Below are 26333 nucleotides of genomic sequence, written 5' to 3'. Positions count from 1 at the left end.
AGGGCCAGGCCCTGGGGGCCTGGCGGTCCAGCGGCTTAGTGGCGCGTTTCGACCTGAACCAGCGGCTCGTTCGAGACGGGGGGCACGGGCTTGCGCTCGCGGCCCAGGCGGACCGGCGCATACGAGGCGGCAATGCGTTGCTGCGTCTGTGCGTGGCGTTCCGGATCGGTTTCCACCCACTTCAGGCCAGCGGCGTTGACCACGTCGTGCAAGGCCTGCGCCTTGGCGGCGGGGGCAGCGGCGGGCACCACGATGGGCTGCTGCGCGCTGGCCGGAGCCACCGGCGCGGGGGCCGGCGCGACGGGTGCGGGGGCGGGCGCAGCTGCCGGGGCCGGGACGACCGGTTCGACGGCGGGCGCTTCCACCGGCGCCTGCACCGGCGCGGCGGGGACCGAAGCCTCGCTTGCGGGTTGCACGGCGACCGGCGGAGTCGCTTCGGGAGCCGTCTGGACCGGTTGCGCGACGGGTTCAGCCGCGGCTTGGGTCAGGGGCTCGATCGCGGGCTCAGCCGCGCGCTCAACGGCGGGCTCAGCGGCGGCCTGGACAGGTTCAGCCTTGGGCGCTTGAACCGGTTCGGCCGGGGCTTGCTCGGGCTGCGCGGCGGTCTGCACGGGCTGGGCCGGCGCTTGAACCTGCTGGGCCGGGGCGGGCGCTGCCTCGGCGGCTGCGGTTTGAACCGGCTCGGCGGCTTGGGCGTCAACGCCTTCGGCCAGCTGCTCGCCAGCGTCTTCGGCGCCGTCTTCCTGCTGCTCGTCGCTGCCGGCCAAGCCAGCTTCGTCCTGGCTGCGGCGGCCACGGCGGCTGCGGCGGCGGCGGCGCTTGCGCTCCGGATCGGCCGCGCCTTCGGCGCCTTCAACGCCCGGGATCGCTTCGGCGGACAGATCGTCGGCGTCAGCGGTGTCCATGGCAGCTTCGGCGGCAGGCTTGGCATCCGACTTGGTGTCGGGCAGCGCGGTGGCGACCGTCTGGGCCAGCGCGGCGACCATGCTTTCCTGTTCGCTCATCGGCGCGTCGGCCTGGCCTTCCTCGCGGCGGTTGCGGCCACGGCCACGACGGCGGTTGCGGCCTGCGCCGGTGTCCTCGCCATTGAGCTCAGGGGTTTGTTCAGGACGGGCGGACGCCAGGGCTGCCTGGGTGGCGGCCGGCGTGTCGCGCTCGCCGCGGCCTTCGCCACGATTGTTGCGTTCGCCGCGCTCGGCGTCCGAGCGGCGATTGCCACGCACGTGGTGACGGCCGCCTTCGGTGGCCTCGGCGCCTTCGCCACGGCCTTCGCCGCGGCGATTGCGGTTGCGGTCGGAGCCGTGGCGTTCACCGCGGCGGTCCTGGCCGTCATGGCCGTTACGGCCCTTGCCACGGGCCGGGGCGGCGCGCTTGGCGGTTTCCTCGGCGGCGGCAGGCGCGGGCTTGGCGGGCTCGGAGCCGCCGGTCAGCCAGCCGACCAACCGCTTGAACAGACCGCCCAGACCGGCGCCTGCTGCGGGCGCGGCAGGTGCCGCGGCCGGCGCTGCGGGCGTGGAGACGGGAGCGGGCTGCGAGGGCGTGATGCCCTTGACCAGGGCTTCCGGGCGCGACTTGATTTCGCTTTCGCGGGGCTGCCAGGGCGCATCCGTGGCCGGCGCTTCCACCAGTTCGAAGCTGGTCTTCACTTCTTCCAGGCGGGGGTCGTCGTGGCGCAGGCGCTCGATGTGGTGGTGCGGCGTTTCCAGATGCTTGTTGGGGATCAGCATCAGATTGACCTTCAGGCGGGCTTCCATCTTGGTGATGTCGGCGCGCTTTTCGTTCAGCAGGTAGGTGGCCACGTCGACGGGCACCTGGGCGTGGACCGCCGCGGTGTTCTCCTTCATGGCTTCTTCCTGCAGCAGGCGCAGCACGTGCAGGGCGCTGGACTCGGCGTCGCGGATCACGCCGGTGCCGTTGCAGCGCGGGCAGGTGATGTGCGAGCCTTCGTTCAGGGCGGGGCGCAGGCGCTGGCGAGACAGTTCCATCAGGCCAAAGCGCGAGATCTTGCCCATCTGGACGCGGGCACGGTCGAAATGGAGGGCATCACGCAGGCGCTGTTCGACGGCGCGCTGGTTCTTGCTGTCTTCCATGTCGATGAAGTCGATGACGATCAGGCCGCCCAGGTCGCGCAGGCGCAACTGGCGGGCCACTTCGTCTGCCGCTTCCGAGTTGGTGCGCAGCGCGGTTTCCTCGATGTCGGCGCCGCGGGTCGAGCGGGCCGAGTTCACGTCGACGGACACCAGCGCTTCGGTGTGGTCAATGACGATGGCGCCGCCCGAGGGCAGTTGCACGGTGCGCGAGTAGGCCGTCTCGATCTGGTGTTCGATCTGGAAGCGCGAGAAGAGGGGGATGTCGTCACGGTAGCGTTTGACGCGCTGGACGTTGTCCGGCATCACCACGCTCATGAAGGCGGTGGCCTGGTCGGCGATCTCGTCGGTATCGATCAGGATCTCGCCGATTTCCGGCGAGAAGTAATCGCGGATCGCGCGGATGACCAGGCTGGATTCGAGGTAGATCAGGATGGGCGCGGAGTTGTCGCGCGCGGCGCCGTCGATGGCGGTCCAGAGCTGCAGCAGATAGGACAGGTCCCATTGCAGTTCCTCGACGTTGCGGCCGATGCCTGCGGTGCGGGCGATGATGCTCATGCCCTGGGGCAGATCAAGCTGCTCCATCGTGTCGCGCAGTTCCTGGCGATCCTCGCCCTCGACGCGGCGCGAAACACCACCGCCGCGGGGGTTATTGGGCATCAGGACCAGGTAGCGGCCGGCCAGCGAGATGAACGTGGTCAGGGCAGCGCCCTTGTTGCCGCGTTCTTCCTTTTCGACCTGGACGATCAGTTCCTGGCCTTCGCGCAGGGCGTCCTGGATACGGGCGGTGCGGACATCGACGCCTTCCTTGAAGAAGCTGCGGGCAACTTCCTTGAAGGGCAGAAAGCCGTGGCGGTCCTCGCCGTAGTTGACGAAGCAAGCTTCGAGGCCGGGTTCGATCCGGGTAATGACACCTTTGTAGATGTTGCCTTTGCGCTGTTCGCGGCCGGCAGTCTCGATGTCAAGGTCGATGAGTTTTTGCCCATCGACGATAGCGACGCGTAATTCTTCCTGATGCGTCGCATTAAACAGCATGCGCTTCATGAGAGGGTTTCTCCGTTGTCATGACGCGCCGATATCGGCGCGTGACCTCGGGCCACTCGGGCTGCGGCTGAAGCGGGCAAGAAGATGCGGACCGTACCTGGGCGGCGCCCAGGCGTATCCGCCGCGGGTCAGGCGGGCACGTCGTGCCGTGGGGCACGGGGTTCTTTCAGCAGGAGGGTCAGCTTCACTGAATGTGGTTTGACGGAGTTGTGCTGGGGAACGGCAGCTGCGGTCGGATTGGTTGCCTACACGCAGCTGGTGCTTTAAATATGCGACGATTCTTGCAGTGCTTCAGAGCCGCTTGCGGCATGCAACGGACCTGCCGGAAAAGCGGGCAAGATGAATGCCACACCACTATTCCACAGGGCTCGGTTGCGCCGGCGACCAAGAGACCCAGGGGTTGAATGAGCAGGCAGTACAATGGCGGCCCGCGCGCTCGACGGAGTTGCGTGTTGGTTGCATCTCTACGCCAGGCGGCTTGTTCAGCCCCTTTAGGCTGTCCCGATTATATGTCGCTTTCCGCAATGCGCAAAGAAACTTCCTCCCCTGTATCCGCCTCTAAAGCAGCCCCCGTCGTCCGCATGGTCGAAGTGGGCGCCGAGCACGCCGGCCAGCGCCTGGACAACTTCCTCATGCGGCTGTGCAAGGGGGTGCCCAAGACGCATATCTACAAGGCCATCCGGGGCGGCGAAGTGCGCGTCAACAAGGGACGCATCCAGGTCGATTACCGGGTGCAAGAAGGCGATGTGGTCCGCATTCCGCCCTTGCGCCTGCCCGACCCCGGCAAGCCCCGGCCCGTGCCCGCGGCCGAATTCCCCATCGTGTTTGAAGACGATGCGATGCTGGTGGTGGACAAGCCCGCCGGCGTGGCGGTCCACGGGGGCAGCGGCGTGTCGTTCGGTGTGATCGAGCAATTGCGCGCGGCCCGACCCCAGGCAAAGTTCCTGGAATTGGTGCACCGGCTGGACCGCGAGACCTCCGGGCTGCTGATGGTCGCCAAGAAGCGCAGCGCGCTCTTGGCCCTGCACGCCATGCTGCGCGAGGGCCGGAGCGACAAGCATTACTTCGCGCTGGTCGAGGGCGACTGGGTGAACGATCGCCAGCACATCAAGCTGTCCTTGTCCAAATGGACCACGCAGTCCGGCGAGCGCCGCGTCAAGGTGGACCCGGACGGGCAGACGGCGCACACCATCGTCACGCTCAAGCAACGTTTTGGCGGTTACAGTCTGGTCGACGCCGAGCTGCGCACCGGGCGCACGCACCAGATCCGCGTGCATCTGGCCGCAAGCGGCTTTCCCATCGTCGGCGACGACAAATACGGCAGTGACGACGTGCGGGCGCAATTTGCGCGCCAAGGCTTCAATCGCATGTTCCTGCATGCCCACAGCCTCACCCTTCCTCACCCCCTGACGGGCGAGGTCATGACACTGACCGCCGAGCTGCCGCCTGCTTGCCGGAACATACTGAAATCACTGGAGTCTGCCTGATATGTCGTATTCGCTGGTCGTCTTTGACTGGGATGGCACCCTGATGGATTCCACGCACAGCATCGTGGCCGCCATCCAGGGCGCGTGCCGCGACCTTGAGCTGGCGGTGCCGTCCGCCTCCGAGGCCAGCTGGGTCATCGGCCTCTCCCTCGAAAGCGCATTGCGACGTGCCGTCCCCGAATTGACGCAGGCCATGTTGCCGCGCTTCCTTGAACGCTATCGCACGCACTACCTGCTGCGCGATCCCGAATTGCGCCTGTTCGAGGGCATCAACGAGTTGCTGACCGACCTGGCCAACCAGAACGTGCGGCTGGCGGTCGCGACGGGCAAAAGCCGCGTCGGTCTCACGCGCGCGCTGGCCGCCACCGGCCTGGGCCCCCTTTTTGACGCCACCCGCACCGCCGACGAGACCTTCAGCAAGCCGCATCCGGCCATGTTGCACGAATTGATGCAGGAGCTGGACGTGGATCCGTCGGGGGTCATCATGGTGGGCGATACCTCGCACGATCTGCAGATGGCCTGCAACGCTGGCGTGCACGGTCTGGGCGTTACCTATGGCGCGCATACCTTGAAAGAGCTTCAGGGGTGTGCCCCCCAAGCCGTGCTCGACTCGGTGCCGCTGATGCGTGAATGGCTGATGCCGCGCGTTGTCGCACGCGGCTAGCCGGTTGCAAGCAAGGGGCGGCAGGAACGTCCGCCCGGCAGGCAGGTCTATCCGGAAGGTGCGCCGCCTGTATTGCGTGGGTGTTTCATGTTGCAGGCCGGCGCCGTGGAATAACTTGGTCCCGTCCTTCGTCCATGATTGATGCGGGGCGCGCGCAAGGCGCGCTGCCATACCGGAGATTACGATGCTGATACGCAAACCCGACGACGTTCTCCCTTCCGAGATCACCTCCGAGGCGGTGTGGCGATCCCGCCGCGACCTGATGCTGCGGGCCGGCGCCGCGGCGGCTGTCGGGTTATCCGGCTGGGCGACGCGCGCCGCGCATGCCCAGGAGGCCGGTGCGCTGTCCGGCAAGCCCAGCCCCGCGTTCAGCGTCATGGACAAGCAGACGTCGCTGTCGGATGTCACGTCCTACAACAATTACTACGAGTTCGGCGTAGATAAGGGTGATCCGGCAAAAAATGCCGGCAAGTTGCAGACGCAGCCATGGACCGTCAGCGTCGAGGGCGAGGTCAGCAAGCCCCGCACCTTCACCATCGAAGATCTGCTCAAGCTCGCGCCAATGGAAGACCGTGTCTATCGCCTGCGCTGCGTCGAAGGCTGGTCGATGGTCATTCCGTGGGTGGGTTATTCCCTGTCCGAAGTGCTCAAGCAGGTGGAGCCGACCGGCAACGCCAAGTATGTCGAGTTCGTCACTGCCGTGCAGCGGGAAAACATGCCCGGCGTGCGTACGGCCATCCTGGACTGGCCCTACGTGGAGGGGCTGCGTCTGGACGAGGCCATGCACCCGCTGGCGATGCTGGTCTTCGGGGTCTACGGGCGCGTGCTGCCCAACCAGAATGGTGCGCCGCTGCGGTTGGCCGTGCCCTGGAAATACGGTTTCAAGTCCGGCAAGTCGCTCGTGAAGATCCGGCTGGTGGAAAAGCCGCCAGTGACCTCTTGGGTGAAGTCCGCGCCCCAAGAATACGGCTTCTACGCCAATGTGAACCCCAACGTCGCGCATCCTCGCTGGAGCCAGGCCACCGAGCGGCGCATCGGCGAGGACGGCCTCTTCAGTCCCAAGCGCAAGACCTTGATGTTCAACGGCTATGGCGACCAGGTGGCATCGCTCTATCAGGGCATGGACCTGAAGGCCAATTACTGAGGGCGTCTCCATGTCTGTGACGCCCCGCGCGGCCCCGGCTTCGGCTTACCCGAAGGCGCAGCTATCGGCCCGCACCGTCGGGCGCTTCAAGCCGCTGCTGTTTCTGCTGGGCATCGCGCCCTTCGCCCGCTGGATATGGCTGGGCGTGAACAATGGGCTCACTGCCAATCCGGTGGAATTCCTGACCCGATCCTCGGGGACCTGGGCGCTGGTCTGCTTGCTGGTCACGCTGGCGATCACGCCGCTGCGGCGATTGACGGGCCAGCCCGCGCTGGTGCGCGTGCGGCGCATGTGCGGGCTGTTCGCATTCTTCTACGCCGCGCTCCATTTCATGGCCTGGGTGTGGTGGGATCGTGGCTTCGATCCGGCTGCAATGGTGCGTGACATCGCCGAACGTCCCTTCATCATGGTGGGATTTTCGGCCTTCGTGTTGATGTCGGCCCTGGCTGCAACGTCGACGCAGTGGGCGATGCGCCGGCTGGGAAAACGCTGGCAGACGCTGCATCGGGCCATCTACGCGATCGGCCTGCTGGCGATCTTGCACTACTGGTGGCACAAGGCCGGCAAGAATGACCTGACAGAGCCGGCGATCTACGCCGCCGTGTTGGCGGCGCTGCTGGGGTGGCGCCTCGCCGCCTGGTGGCGGCGGCGGGCGTAGGGCAGCGGCGAGGCTACAGGATGGCCAGCATGATGGCGGCGGTTTCGGCGTCGGGCTGGCCGTCGTGCAGGGTAGGGCGGTAGTGCATCTGGAAGGCGGCCAACGTGTTGATCGTGGCGCGGTCCAGCACGCCGTCCTGGGGGCAGGCGTAGCCTATCCGCTGAAGCTGCTTCTGAAACCACGCGATATCCGGAACGCCCTCAGTCTGCAGGCGCGCCAGGTGCTCGGCCGCGCCGGCCTCGTTGAACCAGCGTCCTATCCCCGCATCCGCCAGCGGCTTCCAGGGAAAGAGGGGGCCGGGGTCCACCTTGCGTTGCGGCGCGATATCGCTGTGGCCCACCACGTTTTCCGGGGCGATGTTGTGCCGTTGGACGATGTCGCGCAACAGGATGGTCAGCGCCCGGACCTGGCGGCTGTCATAGGGATGCCAGACGCGCTCGCCGTTGCTGCCCTCGGTCCAGCCGGGATTGACGATCTCGATGCCAATGGACGTGCTGTTCATCGCGATGTTGCCGTACCAGGAGCTGGCCCCGGCGTGCCACGCGGCGCGGTTTTCGTCGACCAGCCGGTACGCGCGACCGTCCAGGTCGATCAGGTAGTGGGCGCTGACTTTGCCCTTGGACAGCAGTCGCAGCGACTCGGCATCGTCGACCGTGGTGTAGTGCACGACCACGGACCGCACCCGGCTGCTCTGGCTGGCGGCGGTGATGGAAGTGTCCAGATCAAGGCCGGCGGGGCCGCGCGCGGCGCAGCCCGCCAGGAGCGCCGCGGCAAGCAGCGTGCAGGAAAGGCGGATCATGGTCAGCGGGCCAGGTACAGGAACAGCGTGGGCAGCTTGTCCAGCTGGGGCGCGGGCAGCTTCTTCCAGTCGGCCACCGTGTGCGTGACCACCCATTCATCCGCCGTCGTCATCGAGCGCGCCACGCAGAGCTTGGTGTCGCCCTTCAGGGTGGCGATCAGCGTGGCGAACATCGCGGCGTTGCGGTAGGGCGTTTCGATCAGGAGCTGCGTCTGGTTGTGGCGGGCAGAGTGCTGCTCCCAGGCGCGCAATTGCTTGGCGCGTTCGCCGGGGTCCACGGGCGCGTAGCCATGAAAGGCGAAGCGCTGCCCGTCCAGGCCGCTGGCCATGAGGCCCAGCAGGATGGAAGAGGGTCCCACCCAAGGCTTGACGGGGATCCCCAGGCGATGGGCCGCGTCCACGACCTTGGCGCCGGGGTCGGCGACGGCCGGGCAGCCCGCCTCGGAAACCAGCCCGATTTCCGCGCCGCGCCTGGCCGGCTCGAGCCATGCCTTGATCTGCGCGGCATCAGCCTTGTCGGTCAGGGTGTGGATGGTGATTTCCTGCAGCGGCCGGGTGGTTCCGACAAGCTTCAGAAAGGCCCGCGCCGTCTTGGCGTTCTCGGCGATATACGTGTCCAGCCGGCCGGCCAGCGCGCGCACGTCGGCGGGCAGCCAGCGCTCGGGCGGGGCTTCGCCCAGGCTGACGGGAATCAGGTGCAGGGCGCCGGTCATGTGGGCGCTCCCGGGGCGTCGAGCGGATCCAGTCCGAAAGTGGCCAGCATGCGCGTCAGTTCGATCAGCGGCAGGCCTATGATGGCGGTGGGATCGTCGCTCTGGATGCTTTCCATCAGGGCAATGCCCAGGCTTTCCGCCTTGGCGCTGCCTGCGGTATCGTAAGGTTCCTCGGCCCGCAGATAGGCGTCGATGGCATGGTCGGACAACTGGCGGAACCGGCAGCGGGTAATGACGTCGGCCTTTGCCACCCGGGCGCCATCGGTCACGGCAAGCGCACTGTGAAATTCCACCATCCGGCCCGACAGGGCGCGCAGTTGCGCCTGTGCCCGCGCGAAGTCGCCCGGTTTGCCGATCGGGGTGCCATCCACGGTCGCCACCTGGTCAGAGCCGATCACGATGCTGCCCGGGTGGCTGGCGGCCACCGCCATCGCCTTGGCAACGGACAGTCGCAGCGCCAGCGCCTCAGGGGTTTCGCCGGATTGTGGCGTTTCGTCTACATCGGGGGAAATCGCGGTGAAGGGCAGGCGCAGGCGCGACAACAGTTCTTTGCGGTATCGCGAGCTGGACGCGAGGATCAGGCTAGGCTTTGAGGGCATGCGGCATTTGACGGTAATACGTAAGTCACAGTATTATCTAACGTTTTGCGGCATTTTTGCAGGAACATCAACATGACACCGAAGGGAAAGCCTGGCGACTTGGGTCGCCGCGCGGACGGATCGGCCGGTGCTGGTGTGAATGCAGCACCGGCGGACAAAGTTCTGGAAGCCGCGCCCGTGGAAACCGGTGTAAAGCGCATCGACGCCTTTGCCTTTGCTCGACTGGGCAAGAGCGCGCAGGGCGCCATCGCCTTGGTGCGGCTTGGCCGCGTGGTTGACGGCTTGCCCGAGCAACCGCTGGGCGAAGCCGGGCTTGTGACCTGGTCCGTGCAAGGCGAAGAAGGCAAGACCGGCTTGCTGTTGGGTCAGCCGCTTTTGCGCCTGCATGTGCGGGCCAATCCGGTGGTGATGTGCCAGCGGTGCAATGTGCCGTTTGCCTATCCGGTGGACAGCGAAGTCGTGCTGCAACTGGTCAAATCCGAAGACGACCTCGACGACGATCATTCCTTTGCCGATCACGGCGACGATGACGACGACGAGGGCGACGAAGGCGTAGGAAGGGATTCTGTGGCCCACCTGCCTGAAAAGGTGGTGGGTTCGCATCATTTTGATCTGTTGGCCCAGATCGAAGATGAGCTCATTCTGAGCATTCCGTATGTGCCCAAGCATGATGTATGCCCGGGCGCGCAGGCCAAGGCCAGCGAAGCTCCTGAAGAGGAGCCCGCTGTCAAGCGTCCGTCGCCGTTTGCGGTGCTGGAACAACTGAAGCACAAAGATTGAGATCAACATCGGGCCGCATCGCGTACAATGCGCCCCGTTTCTAGGAGTCATCATGGCCGTTCAACAAAACAAGAAGTCCCCCTCCAAGCGCGGTATGCACCGTTCGCACGATTTTCTGGTGGCCCCGTCGACCGCCATCGAACCCAACACCGGTGAAACGCACCTGCGTCACCACATCAGCCCCAACGGCTTCTATCGTGGCCGCAAGGTCCTGAAGACCAAGGCCGACGAATAAGGCCCCCGGGCCGAACTCGTACTCGGACCATTTCGGCTGAGCGCTGATACCTGGCACCCGTGATACGCATCGCCATAGACTGTATGGGCGGAGACTTCGGTCTGCCCGTCACGATTCCGGCTGCGATCGAGTTCGCCCGGCAATTTCCGGACACCCGGCTATTGTTGGTCGGGCTTCCCGACGCCATCGAAGCGGCGCTCGCCGAGCACCGCAACGTGGCGCGCGATCGCATTGAGATCGTGGCGGCTTCCGAAGTCGTCACCATGGACGACCCGGTCGAGGTCGCCCTGCGCCGCAAAAAAGACTCCTCCATGCGCCTCGCTGCCCAGTCCGTCAAGGATGGGCGGGCGGACGCCTGCGTTTCCGCGGGCAACACCGGCGCCTGGATGGCCATTTCCCGTTATGTGCTCAAGACGCTGGACGGCATTGACCGCCCGGCGATCGCCACGTCCATTCCGAACCAGACGGGCCGCGCCACCACGGTGCTGGACCTTGGCGCGAACGTGGACTGCACGGCCGAGCACCTGCTGCAATTCGCCATCATGGGCGCCGCGCTGTCGCAGGCGGTGGACCATCGCGACAACCCCACCGTGGGTTTGCTGAACATTGGCGAAGAAGTCATCAAGGGCAACGAAGTCGTCAAGGAAGCCGCCGAGCTTCTGCGCGGCAGCCCGCTGAACTTCTACGGCAACGTCGAAGGCAATGACATCTTCAAGGGCACGGTCGACGTCGTCGTCTGCGACGGCTTTGTCGGCAACGTCGTGCTCAAGTCCGTCGAAGGACTGGCGAAGATGCTGTCCAGCATCATTCGCGAAGAGTTCAAGCGCAATCTGATCACGCTGATCGCCGGCGCGGTGGCCAAGCCTGTGCTGAACCGCCTGCGCAACCGCGTGGACAACCGCCGCTACAACGGCGCAGCCTTGCTGGGCTTGCGTGGCGTGGTCATCAAGAGCCACGGTTCCGCGGACGTTTACGCCTTCGGTTTTGCCTTGCAACGCGCCCGCGAAGCCGTAGTGAGTAAACTGCTGGAGCGCACCGCGCAGACGGTCGCTCAAATTACCAAGCGCGTTCAATCCGGCGATCGCCCCTCGGCGGCGTCGCCCAACGTGGCTGGGGATACCGCTTGATGGATACCGCAATGAAATACTCCGTGATCGCGGGCACCGGCAGCTTCCTGCCGGAACGCGTGGTTTCGAATGACGAACTGGCTGCGGAACTGGCGACGCGCGACATCGCCACCTCGGACGAATGGATTGTCGAGCGCACGGGCATCCGTCAGCGCCATCTGGCCGAGCGTGTGGTGACCACCAGCCAGCTGGCCACCGAGGCCTCGCGCCGCGCGCTGGCCGATGCGGGCGTCGACGCTTCCGAAATCGACCTCGTCATCGTGGCCACGTCCACCCCCGATTTCGTGTTCCCCAGCACGGCTTGTCTGGTGCAGGCCAACCTCGGCGCCAAGGGCTCGGCCGCGTTCGACGTGCAGGCTGTGTGCAGCGGCTTCGTCTACGCGCTCACCACCGCTGACAGCTTCATCCGCGCGGGCCGCGCGCGCTGCGCGCTGGTGATCGGCGCCGAAGTGTTCTCGCGCATCCTCGACTGGAACGACCGCAGCACCTGCGTGCTGTTCGGCGACGGCGCAGGCGCCGTGGTGCTCAAGGCGTCCGACAAGCCCGGCATCATGGCCGCGCAACTGCATGCCGACGGCAGCCAGATGAAGATCCTGAGCGCGGCCGGCAACGTCGCTTATGGCGACGTCACGGGCGATCCTTTCCTGCGCATGGACGGCCAGGCCGTCTTCAAGCAAGCCGTCACCGTCCTGGACCGCTCCGCACGCGACACCTGCGCCGAAGCCGGCGTCACCGTTGCCGACGTCGATTGGCTGATCCCGCATCAGGCCAACGTGCGCATCCTGAATTTCCTTGCCCGCAAGCTGGACGTGCCGGTCGAGAAGGTCGTCATCACCGTCGACAGTCATGCCAACACGTCCGCGGCCAGCGTGCCGCTCGCGCTCGATGCCGCGCGCCGCGACGGCCGCGTCAAGCCGGGCCAGCTCATCCTGATGCAAGGCGTCGGCGGCGGATTCACCTGGGGCTCGGTACTGGCCCGCATGTAAGGGCGTGCCCGGGCTGCGGCGGCACGTGTGCCGCCGGCGGCCTGAGAGCGCGCCTGGCATCCCACACAGACACTGAATCAATCCACACGCTCAATCATGAAAATCGCTTTTGTCTTTCCTGGCCAGGGTTCGCAAGCTGTCGGCATGCTGGACGCCTGGTCCGGCGTGGCGGCGGTCACCGACACCGTGGCGCGTGCCTCCGAGGCCCTGGGACAGGACCTGGGCGCGCTGATCGCGCAGGGTCCCGCGGAACAACTTAACCTGACCACCAACACCCAGCCGGCCATGCTGACCGCTGGCGTGGCGTTCTACAACGCATGGGTGGCCACGGGCGGCCGCAAGCCTGATGTCGTGGCCGGCCACAGCCTGGGCGAATACGCCGCGCTGACTGCCGCGGGCTCGCTGACGCTGGAAGACGCCGTGCGCCTGGTGCGCGTGCGCGCCGATGCCATGCAGGCCGCCGTGCCGGTCGGCACCGGCGCCATGGCCGCCATCCTCGGCCTGGACGACGATGCCGTGCGCGCCGCGTGTGCGCAAGCTGCGCAAGGCGAAGTCGTCGAAGCCGTCAACTTCAATGCGCCGGCGCAAGTCGTGATCGCCGGCCACAAGGCCGCCGTCGAACGCGCCTGCGAACTGGCCAAGGCCGCCGGCGCCAAGCGCGCCTTGCTGCTGCCCGTTTCCGCGCCGTTCCATTCCAGCCTGCTCAAGCCGGCCGCCGACGTGCTGGCTGGCGCGCTTGCCAGCGCCGCCGTGTCCGCGCCGCAGGTGCAGGTCATCAACAACGTCGATGTGGCCTCGCCCACGGAACCCGGGGCAATCCGCGATGCGCTGGTGCGCCAGGCGTGGCATCCTGTGCGCTGGGTCGAAACCCTGCGCGCCATGAAGGCGCAAGGCGTCACGCACGTCATCGAGTGCGGTCCCGGCAAGGTGCTTGCCGGCCTGACCAAACGCATCGACCCCGAACTCACCGGCCTGGCCATCACCGATCCCGCTTCGCTGGAAGCGGCTTTGGCTGCCGTCAACGGAAACTGATCAATGGACAACACCTCGACCGAACTGCAGGGCAAGATCGCGCTCGTCACGGGCGCCACGCGCGGCATTGGCCGGGCGATCGCCCTGGAACTGGCCGCTCGCGGCGCAACCGTCGTCGGCACTGCGACGTCCGAATCGGGCGCGGCCGGCATCACCGAAGCGCTGGCGCCGTTTGGCGGCCGCGGCGTGGTGCTCGACGTGACCGACGCTGCCGCTTGCGATGCGCTGATCGACGCGTTGGGTAAGGAAGGCGGCGGTCCGCACATCCTCGTCAATAACGCCGGCATCACCCGTGATACGCTGGCGATGCGCATGAAGGACGACGACTGGTCGGCGGTCATCGACACCAACCTCGCGTCGGTCTTCCGCCTGTCGCGCGCCGTGCTGCGCAGCATGATGAAGGCTCGTTGGGGACGCATCATCAACGTGACTTCCGTGGTGGGTTCCAGCGGTAACGCGGGCCAAGCCAACTACGCCGCCGCGAAGGCCGGCGTGGCGGGCATGTCCCGTGCGCTGGCGCGTGAACTGGGCAGCCGCAACATCACCGTGAACTGCGTGGCCCCTGGCTTCATCGATACCGACATGACGCGTGCGCTGGGCGAAAACCAGACCGCGGCGCTGCTGCAGCAGATTCCGCTGGGCCGTCTGGGCTCTCCGACTGACATTGCGCATGCCGTGGCCTTTTTGTCCGGGCCTCAGGCGGGTTACATTACCGGCACCACCCTGCACGTCAACGGCGGGATGTACATGCAATAAATCACGAATCGCGCGTCGCCGCCGGGCAACCGGCAAGGCGGGGCGCGATTCTCCGGAAACGCCGCACATGGTCTTCCCGCGCCGCTCTCGGCGACAGAACAAATGCGCGGTGTTATTTTTGTCACGGTCAGGCGTTGCATCACTCCGCGCTTGGCTATAATTCGCGGGATTTTTCCCAATTGGAGATCTGCATGGAAAGCATCGAACAGCGCGTCAAGAAGATCGTCGCTGAACAACTTGGCGTCAACGAAGCCGAGATCAAGAACGAGTCCTCCTTCCTTGACGACCTCGGTGCCGATTCGCTCGACATGGTCGAACTGGTCATGGCCCTCGAAGACGAATTCGAGACCGAGATCCCCGACGAAGAGGCCGAAAAGATCACGACCGTGCAACAAGCGATTGACTACATCAATTCGCACGGTAAGCAGTAAGCTCAGCCTATATCGTCCTGGTTGCCCGATATCGTCGGCCAACCTGGAATCAGGGCGGTTTCAGGAGTGCCGTGTGGTCCACCGGCAGGCAAGGCGTCATAACGCCTCGCCTGCCTTCATGTGGTCCACACGCGCAGCGCATCCCGAAAACCGCCTTTCTTTTGTCTGTTTGAGGAGTCATCCGTGAAGCGACGTGTCGTCATCACCGGCCTGGGTATCGTTTCCCCCGTAGGAAATGATCTGACCACCGCTTGGGACAATATCGTCAACGGACGTTCTGGCATCAGCCGCATCACCCGTTTCGATCCCTCGGCCATCACCACCCACATTGCTGGCGAAGTCAAAGACTTCGACATCAGTACCTATATTTCGGCCAAGGAAGCCCGCCAGATGGATACGTTCATCCATTACGGCCTGGCTGCCGGAATGCAGGCCTGGCGCGATTGCGGCCTGGAAGTCACCGAAGAAAACGCCGAGCGTATCGGCGTGATCGTGGGGTCCGGCATCGGCGGTCTGCCGCGCATCGAAGAAACCCAGGTCGAGTACCTTGCCAAGGGCCCGCGGCGCATTTCGCCGTTCTTCGTGCCGGGTTCGCTGATCAACCTGATTTCCGGGCATCTGTCGATCGCCTATGGCATGAAGGGCCCCAGCTACGCCGTGGTGTCGGCCTGCACGACCGGCCTGCACTGCATCGGCGATGCTGCCCGCCTGATCGAATACGGCGATGCCGACGTCATGGTGGCTGGCGGCGCCGAGTCGACCGTGTCGCCGCTGGGCATCGGCGGCTTTGCCGCCATGCGCGCGCTGTCGACCCGCAACGATGACCCTCAGACCGCTTCGCGTCCCTGGGACCGCGACCGCGACGGCTTTGTGCTGGGCGAGGGCGCAGGCGTCCTGGTTCTGGAAGAGTACGAGCACGCCAAGAAGCGCGGTGCGCGCATCTACGGTGAACTGGCTGGCTACGGCATGAGCTCCGACGCTCACCACATCACCGCACCGGACAAGGACGGCCCGCGCCGCGGCGTGATCAACGCGCTGCGCAACGGCGGCCTGAATCCCGAAGACGTCCAGTACGTCAACGCGCACGGCACGTCCACGCCGCTGGGCGACAAGAACGAAACCGATGCGCTGAAGCTGGCGTTCGGCGACCACGCCAAGAAGCTGGTGGTCAACTCGACCAAGTCCATGACGGGCCACCTGCTGGGCGCGGCCGGCGGCATCGAAGCCGTGTTCACGACCTTGGCCGTCTACAACCAGGTCTCGCCTCCGACGATCAACATCTTCAATCAGGATCCGGAATGCGATCTGGATTACTGCGCCAACGAGGCGCGGCCGATGAAGATCGATGTGGGCCTGTCCAATTCGTTCGGCTTTGGCGGCACCAACGGCTCGATGGCCGTTCGCCGGGTCTGATTTGGAAGGCTCGGTCGGGGGGCGCTGGTCATTCCGCGTGCCAGTCTCGCCGCCCAGGAGCGCCGTCGCGCTCTTCGGGCTGGCCCTGGCCGCGGCCGTGGCCTGCGTGCTGACGGCGGCATCCTGGCACGGTCATGCCTGGATGGCCGCCGCGTTGCTCGCGCTTCTGTTTCTGTTGGCCGGGCTGTTACACTCGGCACGGAGCACCCCGTCCCCGGTAACGGCGCTACGCACCGCGACCGGGGCTGACCATTGGCAGCTACGCTGGCCGCAAGGCTGGCAGGATGCGCTGCTGATGGATCAGCAACGGGGGCCAGCGTGGCTGACGCTTGTCTTGCAGCCCTTGCCCACCGGGAGTACGGCCTTTACCACCAGCAAAATCACCCTCACCGTCTGGAAGCACACGTTGCGACCCGAATCCTGGCGCCGTCTGCGCCTCGTCGCGGGCACGGCGCGGCAGGCACAACCTGCGCGTCGTTTGCGGGAGGCCTCATGAGCGAACGCGAAGTCGACGCGCAGCTCGTAGCGCGCGTGCAGCGGGGCGACAAGAAGGCCTTCGATCTCCTGGTGCTGAAATACCAGCGCAAGATCCTCCGCCTGCTCGCCCGCATGATCCGCGATCCGGCCGAAATCGAGGATGTGGCGCAGGAAGCCTTCATCAAGGCCTACCGCGCCTTGCCCCAATTCCGTGGCGAAAGCGCCTTCTACACCTGGCTTTACCGCATCGCCATCAACACCGCGCGCAACTGGCTTGCCTCGCAGGGTCGCCGTCCCAGCGCGCCCAATGCGATTGAAACGGAAGACGGTGAAACTTTTAACGAAACCGACAACCTAACGGATATAAGCACGCCGGAATCCATGGTTGCCAGCCGCGAAATCGCCGAGACGGTGAACGCGGCCATTGAGGAATTGCCTGAAGAATTGCGCACCGCAATTGTCCTGCGTGAAATTGAAGGTATGAGTTACGAAGACATCGCCCAGAGCATGGACTGCCCAATCGGTACGGTGCGCTCCCGCATTTTTCGTGCGCGTGAAGCCATTGCCACCAAGTTGCGTCCACTGCTCGACACCGATGTCGAGCGTCGCTGGTAAGGAGTGGCAGTCATGCAAATAGCAGCCAAATCCGTTGAAATCACCGAGTCTTCCTGGGAAGAATCGGTTTCCGCCTGGATGGACGGAGAGGATTCCGACGATATTCTTCCCGGTCTGTTGTCCAAAGAGGGACGTCAGACTTGGGACACCTATCATCTGATTGGTGATTCCCTGCGCAACGCCGATCTGGCGCTGACGCCCAGCGCGGCCTTTTCGGCCCGGCTGGCGCGCGCGCTGGACGCGGAATTGCCCATCGTAGCGGCGCCTCGGCGCCGCTCTCCTTTGCGCATGGGCCTGTCGGGCCTGGCCGTCGCCGCCGCCGTGGCCACGGTCGCATGGGTGGCGCAGCCGTACGTCACCGGCTCGCCCTCGACGGACGTCCGCGTGCTGGCCGACGCCAGTTCGTCGGGCTCGGCCTCGGCGTCCGACGACTCGGGCCTGCGTGATTACCTGGAGGCCCATCGCCAGATGGCCGGCCCCAGCGCGGTCCGCCAGGTGTCGTTCGATGGCGGAGCGGGACGCTGATGGCGCTTGTGCTTGCATCACGCTGGCCGGTATTGGGACGCGCTGCCTCGTGGCACGCTCACCGCGCCGGCTGGTTCGCCGCCACGCTCCTGACTGCTTTCCTTGCCGCGCACGGTCCCGCGGCCGCCGCCGGCGCCACGCCAGCCGGCCAGACCGAAGACGTGGTGCAACTGCTCACGCGCATCCAGCAGGCGGCCCGCAAGCAGGATTACGCCGGCGTCTTCATGTATCAGCAGGGCGATGTGATCCAGTCCTCGCGCCTGGTGCATGTCCTTGACGGCACCGGTGAGCGCGAACGCCTCGAGATTCTGGACGGCCAGCCGCGCGAATACCTGCGTCACAACGACGATGTGCAGTGCCTGATCCCCGAGCGCAAGACGGTGCTGATCGAGCGCCGCCGCGGCGATCGCTTTCCCGGCCTGCTGCTGGGCGACGCCGCCAACCTGTCCGAACACTACAAGATCCGCACGGAGCCCACGCCGCATCGCGTCGCGGGCCGCGAATGCCGGCTCATCACCATCGAACCCTTGGACAAGCTGCGCTATGGCTATCGCCTGTGCGCGGACGTCGAAACCAGTCTGCTGCTGAAGGCCCAGACGCTGAACGCCGCGCGCGGCGTGGTCGAGCAGGTGTCGTTCACTTCGCTGCGATTGGGTTCCGAAGTGGATCCGCAGTCGCTGTCCTCGCGCTGGAACACGCGTGACTGGAAGGTGCTCGAGGCCAACATGAAGCCCGTGGACCTTGCGGCCCAGGGGTGGCGCATTCCGGCGCCCGATGGCTTCAAGACGATCATGCAGGTGTCGCGCGCCATGAAGCGCGGATCGCCCGTCAGCCAGATGGTGCTGTCCGACGGCCTGGCGGCGATTTCGGTCTTCATCGAGCCCTACGACAGCCAGCGCAACCACCAGCCGTTGCATGGCGCGTCGCAGCGCGGCGCGATCAACGTCTATGGCGCGCGCATCGCGGACTTCTGGTTGACGGCGGTTGGCGAAGTGCCCGCCGCCACGCTGGAACAACTTGCGCAAGCCACTGAGTACGTGCCGCCCGCACCCGCGGCAGCCGCACCCGAGGAGGGCGGGGCCAAATGATTCCCGCCGTTCCGCAAGCAGCAATTTCGGAGTGACATATGAAAGCAATGACGGTCTCGAACGCTTTTTTCCGGCGCTTTCTGGCGGCTGTCGCGGCGGGGACGATGCTGTCCACCGCCTACGTGCCTGTGACGGTGGCGCAGACGACGGCGCCCGCCGCGGTCGGTTTGCCCGATTTCACGGCCATCGTTGAAAAGGCCGATCCGGCCGTCGTCAACATCCGCACCACGGCCACCGTGCCCGTGCGCGGGGGTAACGGCCCCGGCGGCAGCGATCCCTACGAACTGTTCCGCTGGTTCTTCGGTCCCGAATTCCAGCCGCCCGGCCAATCGCCCAATCCGCGCCAGCGTCCGCAGCCGACGCCGCCTGAAGAGCGCACGGTGCCGCGCGGCGTGGGGTCGGGCTTCTTCATCTCAGCCGACGGCTACATCCTGACCAACAACCACGTCGTGGTCGACGCGACGGACATCTACGTCACGCTGACCGACGGACGCGAGTTCAAGGCCAAGGTCATCGGCACGGACGAGCGCACGGACGTGGCGCTCATCAAGATCGAAGCCAAGGACATGACGCCGCTGGTCATCGGCAACCCGAAGACGCTGAAGAAGGGTCAGTGGGTGCTGGCCATCGGCTCGCCGTTCGGACTGGACTCCACCGTGACCTCCGGCATCGTCAGCGCCATCGGCCGCGATACCGGCGAATACCTGCCGTTCATCCAGACCGACGTTGCGGTCAATCCGGGCAATTCGGGCGGTCCGCTGATCAACCTGGACGGCGAGGTCGTGGGCATCAACTCCCAGATCATCTCGCGCAGCGGCGGCTTCATGGGCATCTCGCTGGCCATTCCGATCGACGAAGCCATGCGCGTAGTGGAGCAACTTCGCACGACGGGCAAGGTCACGCGCGGCCGCGTTGGGGTGCAGATCGGCGAAGTTGGCAAGGATGTGGCCGAGGCCATCGGCCTGCCCAAGGCCGAAGGCGCGCTGGTCAGCAGCGTCGAAGCCGAGGGTCCTGCCGAGCAGGCGGGCGTGCAGCCGGGCGACGTGATCCTGAAGTTCAACAAGGAACCCATCAAGCGCTGGTCCGATCTGCCGCGCATCGTCGGTGAGACCAAGCCGGGCACGCGCGCCGACATGGAAATCTGGCGCAAGGGCAAGAGCATGACGCTGTCGGTCAAGGTCGGTGAGATCCCGGCCGAGAAGGCGGCAGGCGCCGGCAAGAAGCCCGCGCCCGAACCCGAAGTCACGAACGCGCTGGGCCTGAGCGTCATCGACGTGCCGGCCGATGTCCAGAAGAAGCTGCGCATCAAGGGCGGCGTCCAGGTGAAGGTTGCCGATGGCGCGGCCGGGAAGGCGGGCCTGCAGGAAGGCGACATCGTGTTGGCCCTGAACGACACCGACGTGACCGGCGCCAAGCAGTTCGGCGAACTGGTCGCCAAGCTGGACAAGAGCCGCGCGACGGGTCTGCTGGTGCGCCGCGGCGACCAGACGCAGTGGGTGGCGGTACCTGCCGGCAAGTGATATGACGGCCCTGCCGGCCGGTGCCCTCAGGCGCCAGGTCCGGCCGGCAGCTCGGCCGGAAACCGGCGGGCGCTGGCATCTCAGGGCGCTTTTTGTCCCGGGGCGCAGCCGTGACAAATAAAATGGCTCAAGACCGGCTAAAATGGCTGGTTGCCGCAAGAGGGGGCGCCAGGCGCCCCCTCAGTTTTGTCCGGGCCCAGCCCGTCAGCGCCTCACACCTCGGCCGTGCACACTCCGGCGGCGGTGTCTCCCGGCAATATGCCGTCTGTTCCGTCCCTTATAAATTCAAGCATGCAGCATATCCGCAACTTTTCCATCATTGCCCACATCGATCATGGCAAGTCGACCCTGGCCGATCGCCTGATCCAGCGCTGCGGCGGACTGGCGGATCGCGAGATGTCGGCGCAGGTTCTCGATTCCATGGAAATCGAGCGCGAGCGCGGCATCACCATCAAGGCCCAGACGGCTGCCCTGCATTACAAGGCGCAGGACGGCAAGATCTACAACCTGAACCTGATCGACACCCCGGGGCACGTGGACTTCTCGTACGAAGTCAGCCGTTCCCTGTCCGCCTGCGAAGGCGCGCTGCTGGTGGTGGACGCGTCGCAGGGCGTGGAAGCGCAGACCGTGGCCAACTGCTACACCGCGATCGAGCTGGGCGTGGAAGTCGTGCCGGTTCTGAACAAGATGGACCTGCCGCAGGCCGATCCCGAAGGCGCGCGCCAGGAAGTCGAGGACGTGATCGGCATTGACGCCTCGGACGCGGTGCTGGCCAGCGCCAAGACCGGCATGGGCATCGACGAGATCCTGGAAACCATCGTTGCCCGCGTTCCCGCGCCCAAAGGCGATCCCGACGCGCCGCTGCAGGCGCTGATCATCGATTCGTGGTTCGACAACTATGTCGGCGTGGTCATGCTGGTGCGCATCATCAACGGCGTGCTCAAGCCCAAGGACAAGATCCTGCTGATGGCGTCCGGCGCCACCCACCTGTGCGAGCAGACGGGCGTGTTCACGCCCAAGTCGCAGCAGCGTCCGCATCTGTCGGCGGGCGAGGTGGGCTTCATCATTGCCGGCATCAAGCAACTGGAAGACGCCAAGGTCGGCGATACGGTGACGCTGGCCAACAAGCCGGCTGCCAACCCGCTGCCGGGCTTCAAGGAAGTCAAGCCGCAGGTGTTCGCCGGTCTGTATCCGGTCGAGAGTTCCGAATACGACCAGCTGCGCGATTCGCTCGAAAAGCTCAAGCTCAACGACGCCGCGCTGATGTTCGAGCCCGAGGTGTCGCAAGCGCTGGGCTTCGGGTTCCGCTGCGGCTTCCTGGGCCTCTTGCACATGGAAATCGTGCAGGAGCGCCTGGAGCGCGAATTCGACATGGACATCATCACCACCGCGCCGTCGGTGGTGTACGAGGTCGAGCAGCGCGACGGGTCCGTGATCACCGTGGAAAGCCCCTCGCGCATGCCCGAGATCGGCAAGATCCAGGACATTCGCGAACCCATCGTGAAGGTCACGCTGTTCATGCCGCAGGACTATGTGGGCCCCGTCATGACGCTGTGCAACAACAAGCGCGGCGTGCAGGTCAACATGAGCTACCACGGCCGCCAGGTCCATCTGGTCTATGAGATCCCGCTGGCCGAAATCGTGCTCGACTTCTTCGACAAGCTGAAGTCGGTGTCGCGCGGCTATGCGTCGATGGACTACGAATTCCTGGAGTACCGCTCCGCGGACGTGGTGCGCGTCGACCTGCTGATCAACAACGACCGCGTCGATGCGCTGGCCGTCATCGTCCACCGCAGCAATGCGCGCCACCGCGCGCGTGATGTGGTGACGCGCATGCGCGGCCTGATCCCGCGCCAGATGTTTGACGTGGTCATCCAGGCCGCCATCGGCGCGGAAATCATTGCGCGCGAGAACGTGAAGGCGCTGCGCAAGAACGTGCTGGCCAAGTGCTACGGCGGCGATATCTCGCGCAAGAAGAAGCTGCTTGAAAAGCAGAAGGCGGGCAAGAAGCGCATGAAGCAGGTGGGCAGCGTGGAAATTCCGCAGGAGGCTTTCCTTGCCATCCTGCAAGTGGAAGACAAATAGAACCCCAGAAGGCGATTAGCTGATGAGTTGGAACTTTGCCCTGATCCTTTTTATTCTGCTGGTGGTTACCGGCGTCATCTGGGCGCTCGATCTGGCCGTGCTGCGCAAGGGGCGAGAGCGCCGGGCGCAGGCCGCGATGGCGCAGTACGACACGGCCTTGGTGGGCGACGCGCAAGAGGCCGAGCGCCTGCGGCGCGAAGCTGGCGACGCTGCCCGGCGCGTGCCCTGGTGGGTCGAGTACGCGGTCAGCTTTTTCCCCGTCATTCTGTTCGTGTTCATGCTGCGCTCGTTTGTCGTCGAGCCGTTTCGCATTCCGTCCGGATCGATGCTGCCCACGCTGCAATCGGGCGATCTGATTCTGGTGAACAAATTCAGCTATGGCCTTCGCCTGCCGGTGATCGACAAGAAGGTCATCCCCATCGGCTCGCCGCAGCGTGGCGACGTGTTCGTGTTCCGGTATCCGGTGGATCCGGACGTCGATTACATCAAGCGCGTGGTGGGCTTGCCCGGCGACGAGGTCGCGTACATCGACAAGAAGCTGTATGTCAATGGCGAACTGGTGCCGCATGAGCGCGATGGCGACTATTTTGAGCCGGATCGTGTGTCTTATATCGCGCAATATAAAGAGAAGTTGGGCGACGTTGAGCACAAGATCCTGCTCGATGAGAACGTTCCGCAGCGCTATACCCCGCAGGAGTGGCGTTTTCCCTACCGCGAAAACTGCCAATACAGCCACAATGGGGTACGCTGCAAAGTACCCGAAGGGAATTATTTCGCCATGGGCGATAATCGGGACAACAGCGCGGATAGCCGGTATTGGGGGTTTGTCCCGGAAGCCAACATCGTCGGCCGCGCCTTCTTCATCTGGATGAACTTCAGCGATCTGAGCCGCATCGGCCGATTCAACTGATTATGTCGCTAGCCACGCTAGAAAACCGCCTGGATCACCACTTCGGTGATCCAGCCTTGCTTGAACAGGCGCTGACGCACCGCAGTCACGGGGCGCGCCATAACGAGCGATTGGAATTCCTTGGGGATTCCGTGCTGAACTTCGTCGTGGCGGCGATGCTGTTCGAACGCTACTCGAAGATCGATGAGGGCGATCTGTCGCGCCTGCGCGCCAACCTGGTCAAACAGGCATCGCTGGCCGACATCGCCCAACGGCTGGAGTTGTCCCAGTACCTGCGCCTGGGCGAGGGCGAGCTCAAGAGCGGCGGATTCCGCCGGCCTTCCATCCTGGCCGACACGGTCGAGGCCATCTTCGGCGCCGTCTTTCTGGATGCGGGCTTTGACGCGGCGCGCCGCGTGATCGTGCGCCAATACCAGCCGGTGCTGGCGTCGGTGGATCCCAAGACGCTTGGCAAGGACGCCAAGACCTTGCTCCAGGAATTCCTGCAGGGCCGCAAGATGGCCCTGCCGCTATATACGGTGGTGGCCACGCACGGCGCGGCCCACAGCCAGCAGTTCGAAGTCGAATGCGCCATTCCGGCGCTCGATATCAAGGTGATGGCGCCTGGCGCCAGCCGTCGCGCCGCCGAACAATCCGCGGCCAAGCTGGCGCTCGAGGCCGCGCTGGCCGTCAGCCCGGCCGCCAAGGCTGCCCGCAAATCGGGCAAGGCGCGCAAAACCGCGCAATTGTCGCTGCCCGTGGCAGTGGCTCAAGAGACTAAATGAGCGATACCCCTTTTCGTACCGGCTTCGTTGCCATCGTTGGCCGCCCCAATGTGGGCAAATCCACGCTGACGAACGCCCTGATCGGTTCCAAGATCTCCATCGTGTCGCGCAAGGCGCAGACCACCCGCCACCGCATCCACGGTGTGCTCACGCGCGAGCACGAACAGTTCGTGTTCGTCGATACTCCGGGTTTCCAGACCCGCCACGGCGGGGCCATGAACCGCATGATGAACCGCGTCGTGACGCAGGCGCTGGCCGACGTCGACGTGGTGGTGCATGTGGTGGAAGCCGGCAAGTGGTCGGAGGGCGACGCCAAGCTGCTGCCGCTCCTGCCCAATCCCGAGCGCACGATTCTGGTGGTGTCCAAGATCGACGCCCTGAAGAACCGCGACGACCTGTTCGCGTTCGTCTCCAAGATCATGGCGCAGCATCCGTTCGGCGCGGTGGTGCCTGTCAGCGCCACCAAGAACCAGCAACTGGATCAACTGCTCGACGAAATCGCGTCGCGCCTGCCGGAAGGCGAGCCGATGTTCGAGGAAGATACGCTCACCGATCGTCCCATGCGCTTCATCGCGGCCGAACTCGTGCGCGAGAAGATCTTCCGCCTGGTGGGCGACGAACTGCCGTATGGCTGCACGGTCGTCATCGAGCAATGGGAAGAGACCGCCAAGGGCGCCACCATCAATGCCTGTGTCGTCGTTGAACGCGACAGCCACAAGCCGATCCTGCTGGGCACCGGCGGCATGCACATGAAGCGGATCGCCACGGAGGCGCGGCAGGACATCGCCAAGCTGCTGGACAAGCCCGTGCATCTGGAGGTCTACATCAAGGTGCGCAAGGGCTGGTCCGACCGCGAGGGTGCGCTGCGCGATCTGGGTTATGAGTAGACGGGCGCCACGCGTCCAGGATCGCCCGGGGTTCATGCTCCACGCCACGGCGTGGCGTGAAACCTCTCTGATTGTTCAGACCTTCTCCCGCGATCACGGCTGCGTGGCCATGGTCGCGAAGGGCGCCAAGCGCCCTTATTCCGTTTTGCGCCCCGTCCTGTCAGCCTTTCAGCCGCTGCTGCTGTCATGGACCGGCAACGGCGAGGTCAAGACGCTGACCCGCGCCGAGATCGCCGGCATCCGGCCGCTGGCCGGCGCCGCGCTGATGTCGGCGTGGTACATGAACGAACTGCTGCTGCGCCTTCTGCCCCGCGAGGACGCCCACCCGCTGCTGTTCGATGCGTATGACATGGCGCTGCAGCAATTGTCCGCCGGCACTCGCGCGGCCGGTGCGCTGCGACGCTTTGAGTGGACCCTGCTGCGCGAGACGGGCTACGGCGTGGACGAAGCGCCGCCCGATTTCGATGATCCGGTGATCGAGCCCGCGCTGCGCAGCGATCTACGCGCGCGCCTGGCCGAAATTCTGGCGGGCCGTCCGCTTTCCACGCGGCGCGTGCTGCTGGACCTGCAGCGCATCTGATTGCGGCCCGGCCTCATGACGTTCACGCTCAAGCAGGTCGAAACCTTCCGCACGGTCTACGAAACCGAAAGCGTGACCGCTGCCGCGCGGCGTCTGGACGTGTCGCCCGCAACCGTCAGCGCGACGCTGGCCGCGCTGGAAGCCAGCATCGAGCTGCGCCTTTTCGAGCGCGTGCGCCAGCGGATGCAACGCACGCCCGAGGCTACCCTCCTGTACGAAGAGATCCGCCGCCTGAATGTCGGACTGGAAAGCCTGGGACGCAAGATCCGGGCGATACGCGGCGCCGCGCAGCCGCGGCTGCGGATCGGCTGCATCCACGCCTACAGCGGCGCCATCGTCACCGATGCCATCTCGCGCTTTCGCGTGCGCTACCCCGATACGCCGCTTTACTTGCAGATACGCGATTCCAACACCTTGCGCGACATGGTGGTGTCCGGTGAGCTGGATCTGGCGGCAGTGGCCGACGAATCCGAACTGGAGGGGCTGCGCGGGCATCGTCTGGCAAGCTTGCGGGCGGTGGCGGTGTTTCCGGCCGGACACGCGCTGGCGCGGCTGGAGTCGGTGAATTTTTCGCAGTTGGCTGAGGTCGATGTGATTGCGCTGAACGCCGAGGACGGGTCGCGCAAGCGGCTGGATGCGCTGTTGCGCCAGGCCGGCCAAAGCTTGCGTGTCGCGATCGAGACGCCGTATTCCAGCACGGTCTGTCAGCTTGCGCTGGCGGGGCATGGCGTGGGCATCGCCAATCCGGCAACGGCGCTAGGCATGGAGGCTGCGGGACTCAGCTTCCGGCCGCTTCAAGCCGCCGTGCATTTCGAATGCCACATGATCGTGCATGGCAGCCGCCCCTTGTCCGAAGCCGGCAAGTTCTGGGCGACGTGCCTGCGCGCCGCCCTGGCCCCGCTGATCGATCGATTCGGCGTGTAGCGG

The 26333-nt window shown here is 65.4% G+C and carries 27 protein-coding genes; 23 read left to right on the top strand and 4 right to left on the bottom strand.

The features are described from left to right. Positions 1–35: 35 nt before the first annotated feature. Entirely contained in the window at positions 36–3131 is a 3096-nt protein-coding gene (locus tag FBY20_RS04520; RefSeq protein WP_142050315.1) for an Rne/Rng family ribonuclease, read from the bottom strand. 524 nt (positions 3132–3655) lie between these two features. Here FBY20_RS04520 and FBY20_RS04515 point away from each other — a divergent pair. The 4 genes from FBY20_RS04515 (at position 3656) to msrQ (ending at position 7084) form a co-directional block, all read left to right on the top strand. After that, complete coding sequence (locus FBY20_RS04515; protein ID WP_369818527.1) at positions 3656–4618, top strand: RluA family pseudouridine synthase; 963 nt, start codon at positions 3656–3658, stop codon at positions 4616–4618. 1 nt (position 4619) lies between these two features. Beyond that, the gene (locus tag FBY20_RS04510) at positions 4620–5282 is read left to right on the top strand and encodes an HAD family hydrolase (RefSeq protein ID WP_142050309.1); all 663 of its coding nucleotides are present in this window, start codon (positions 4620–4622) and stop codon (positions 5280–5282) included. 184 nt (positions 5283–5466) lie between these two features. After that, a complete protein-coding gene (msrP, locus tag FBY20_RS04505; protein ID WP_142050307.1) occupies positions 5467–6426 on the top strand; it encodes a protein-methionine-sulfoxide reductase catalytic subunit MsrP in 960 nt (319 codons plus the stop codon). A 10-nt stretch (positions 6427–6436) separates the two neighbouring features. Then, entirely contained in the window at positions 6437–7084 is a 648-nt protein-coding gene (msrQ, locus tag FBY20_RS04500; RefSeq protein WP_142050304.1) for a protein-methionine-sulfoxide reductase heme-binding subunit MsrQ, read from the top strand. Between the two features lie 13 nt (positions 7085–7097). Here the strand turns inward: msrQ and FBY20_RS04495 are convergent, their stop codons facing one another. The 3 genes from FBY20_RS04495 to FBY20_RS04485 are packed head-to-tail and all read right to left on the bottom strand — an operon-like array spanning position 7098 to position 9195. Continuing rightward, positions 7098–7883 (bottom strand): N-acetylmuramoyl-L-alanine amidase, encoded by a 786-nt coding sequence (locus FBY20_RS04495; protein ID WP_142050301.1) that lies wholly within the window; start codon positions 7881–7883, stop codon positions 7098–7100. 2 nt (positions 7884–7885) lie between these two features. Continuing rightward, the gene (locus FBY20_RS04490; RefSeq protein WP_062840558.1) at positions 7886–8596 is read right to left on the bottom strand and encodes an SAM-dependent methyltransferase; all 711 of its coding nucleotides are present in this window, start codon (positions 8594–8596) and stop codon (positions 7886–7888) included. Next, positions 8593–9195 carry a Maf-like protein gene (locus tag FBY20_RS04485; protein WP_142050298.1) on the bottom strand — a complete coding sequence of 201 codons (603 nt, stop codon included), beginning with the start codon at positions 9193–9195 and terminating at the stop codon, positions 8593–8595. Before FBY20_RS04485 ends, FBY20_RS04490 begins: the two co-directional genes overlap by 4 nt. Before the next feature lie 72 nt (positions 9196–9267). On the opposite strand from FBY20_RS04485, the gene FBY20_RS04480 reads away from it, so the two are divergent. The 19 genes from FBY20_RS04480 (at position 9268) to FBY20_RS04390 (ending at position 26330) form a co-directional block, all read left to right on the top strand. Then, positions 9268–9975: a DUF177 domain-containing protein gene (locus FBY20_RS04480; protein ID WP_142055802.1), complete on the top strand. Its 708-nt coding sequence runs from the start codon at positions 9268–9270 to the stop codon at positions 9973–9975. Between the two features lie 52 nt (positions 9976–10027). Further along, positions 10028–10210: a 50S ribosomal protein L32 gene (rpmF, locus tag FBY20_RS04475; RefSeq protein ID WP_006218037.1), complete on the top strand. Its 183-nt coding sequence runs from the start codon at positions 10028–10030 to the stop codon at positions 10208–10210. A gap of 59 nt (positions 10211–10269) precedes the next feature. Then, a complete protein-coding gene (plsX, locus tag FBY20_RS04470) occupies positions 10270–11337 on the top strand; it encodes a phosphate acyltransferase PlsX (RefSeq protein ID WP_056321895.1) in 1068 nt (355 codons plus the stop codon). After that, entirely contained in the window at positions 11337–12323 is a 987-nt protein-coding gene (locus tag FBY20_RS04465) for a beta-ketoacyl-ACP synthase III (protein WP_142050295.1), read from the top strand. The genes plsX and FBY20_RS04465 overlap by 1 nt, the downstream gene beginning before the upstream one ends. A gap of 96 nt (positions 12324–12419) precedes the next feature. Then, a complete protein-coding gene (gene fabD / locus FBY20_RS04460) occupies positions 12420–13355 on the top strand; it encodes an ACP S-malonyltransferase (protein WP_142050292.1) in 936 nt (311 codons plus the stop codon). Positions 13356–13358: 3 nt separating this feature from the next. Beyond that, entirely contained in the window at positions 13359–14111 is a 753-nt protein-coding gene (fabG, locus tag FBY20_RS04455; RefSeq protein WP_056321905.1) for a 3-oxoacyl-ACP reductase FabG, read from the top strand. A gap of 191 nt (positions 14112–14302) precedes the next feature. Next, positions 14303–14542 carry an acyl carrier protein gene (gene acpP / locus FBY20_RS04450; protein WP_003813816.1) on the top strand — a complete coding sequence of 80 codons (240 nt, stop codon included), beginning with the start codon at positions 14303–14305 and terminating at the stop codon, positions 14540–14542. 183 nt (positions 14543–14725) lie between these two features. Then, positions 14726–15955 (top strand): beta-ketoacyl-ACP synthase II, encoded by a 1230-nt coding sequence (fabF, locus tag FBY20_RS04445; protein WP_056321908.1) that lies wholly within the window; start codon positions 14726–14728, stop codon positions 15953–15955. A 1-nt stretch (position 15956) separates the two neighbouring features. Then, a complete protein-coding gene (locus FBY20_RS04440) occupies positions 15957–16451 on the top strand; it encodes a protein YgfX (RefSeq protein ID WP_142050289.1) in 495 nt (164 codons plus the stop codon). Continuing rightward, the gene (gene rpoE / locus FBY20_RS04435; RefSeq protein WP_063955961.1) at positions 16448–17047 is read left to right on the top strand and encodes an RNA polymerase sigma factor RpoE; all 600 of its coding nucleotides are present in this window, start codon (positions 16448–16450) and stop codon (positions 17045–17047) included. The genes FBY20_RS04440 and rpoE overlap by 4 nt, the downstream gene beginning before the upstream one ends. A 12-nt stretch (positions 17048–17059) precedes the next feature. Continuing rightward, positions 17060–17572, top strand: coding sequence for a sigma-E factor negative regulatory protein (locus FBY20_RS04430; protein ID WP_142050286.1), 513 nt, complete (start codon positions 17060–17062; stop codon positions 17570–17572). Beyond that, the gene (locus FBY20_RS04425) at positions 17572–18660 is read left to right on the top strand and encodes a MucB/RseB C-terminal domain-containing protein (protein ID WP_142050283.1); all 1089 of its coding nucleotides are present in this window, start codon (positions 17572–17574) and stop codon (positions 18658–18660) included. Before FBY20_RS04430 ends, FBY20_RS04425 begins: the two co-directional genes overlap by 1 nt. 38 nt (positions 18661–18698) lie before the next feature. Further along, positions 18699–20180: a DegQ family serine endoprotease gene (locus FBY20_RS04420; protein WP_056321921.1), complete on the top strand. Its 1482-nt coding sequence runs from the start codon at positions 18699–18701 to the stop codon at positions 20178–20180. A gap of 291 nt (positions 20181–20471) precedes the next feature. After that, a complete protein-coding gene (gene lepA / locus FBY20_RS04415) occupies positions 20472–22265 on the top strand; it encodes a translation elongation factor 4 (RefSeq protein ID WP_062840561.1) in 1794 nt (597 codons plus the stop codon). Positions 22266–22287: 22 nt separating this feature from the next. Continuing rightward, the gene (lepB, locus tag FBY20_RS04410) at positions 22288–23175 is read left to right on the top strand and encodes a signal peptidase I (protein ID WP_142050280.1); all 888 of its coding nucleotides are present in this window, start codon (positions 22288–22290) and stop codon (positions 23173–23175) included. 2 nt (positions 23176–23177) lie between these two features. Beyond that, complete coding sequence (gene rnc / locus FBY20_RS04405) at positions 23178–23939, top strand: ribonuclease III (RefSeq protein ID WP_056321930.1); 762 nt, start codon at positions 23178–23180, stop codon at positions 23937–23939. Next, a complete protein-coding gene (era, locus tag FBY20_RS04400; RefSeq protein ID WP_056321933.1) occupies positions 23936–24826 on the top strand; it encodes a GTPase Era in 891 nt (296 codons plus the stop codon). Before rnc ends, era begins: the two co-directional genes overlap by 4 nt. After that, positions 24819–25406: a DNA repair protein RecO gene (gene recO, locus FBY20_RS04395; protein WP_056321935.1), complete on the top strand. Its 588-nt coding sequence runs from the start codon at positions 24819–24821 to the stop codon at positions 25404–25406. The genes era and recO overlap by 8 nt, the downstream gene beginning before the upstream one ends. Before the next feature lie 15 nt (positions 25407–25421). Then, positions 25422–26330, top strand: coding sequence for a LysR family transcriptional regulator (locus FBY20_RS04390; RefSeq protein ID WP_056321938.1), 909 nt, complete (start codon positions 25422–25424; stop codon positions 26328–26330). The last annotated feature ends 3 nt before the right edge of the window (positions 26331–26333 follow it).

Origin of the sequence: Achromobacter sp. SLBN-14 (genome assembly GCF_006715415.1) — a bacterium.
In the GTDB taxonomy this organism is placed as follows: domain Bacteria; phylum Pseudomonadota; class Gammaproteobacteria; order Burkholderiales; family Burkholderiaceae_B; genus Achromobacter; species Achromobacter mucicolens.
Note: the sequence above shows the minus strand (reverse complement) of the source record. Positions and strands in the feature narration are given on the sequence as shown.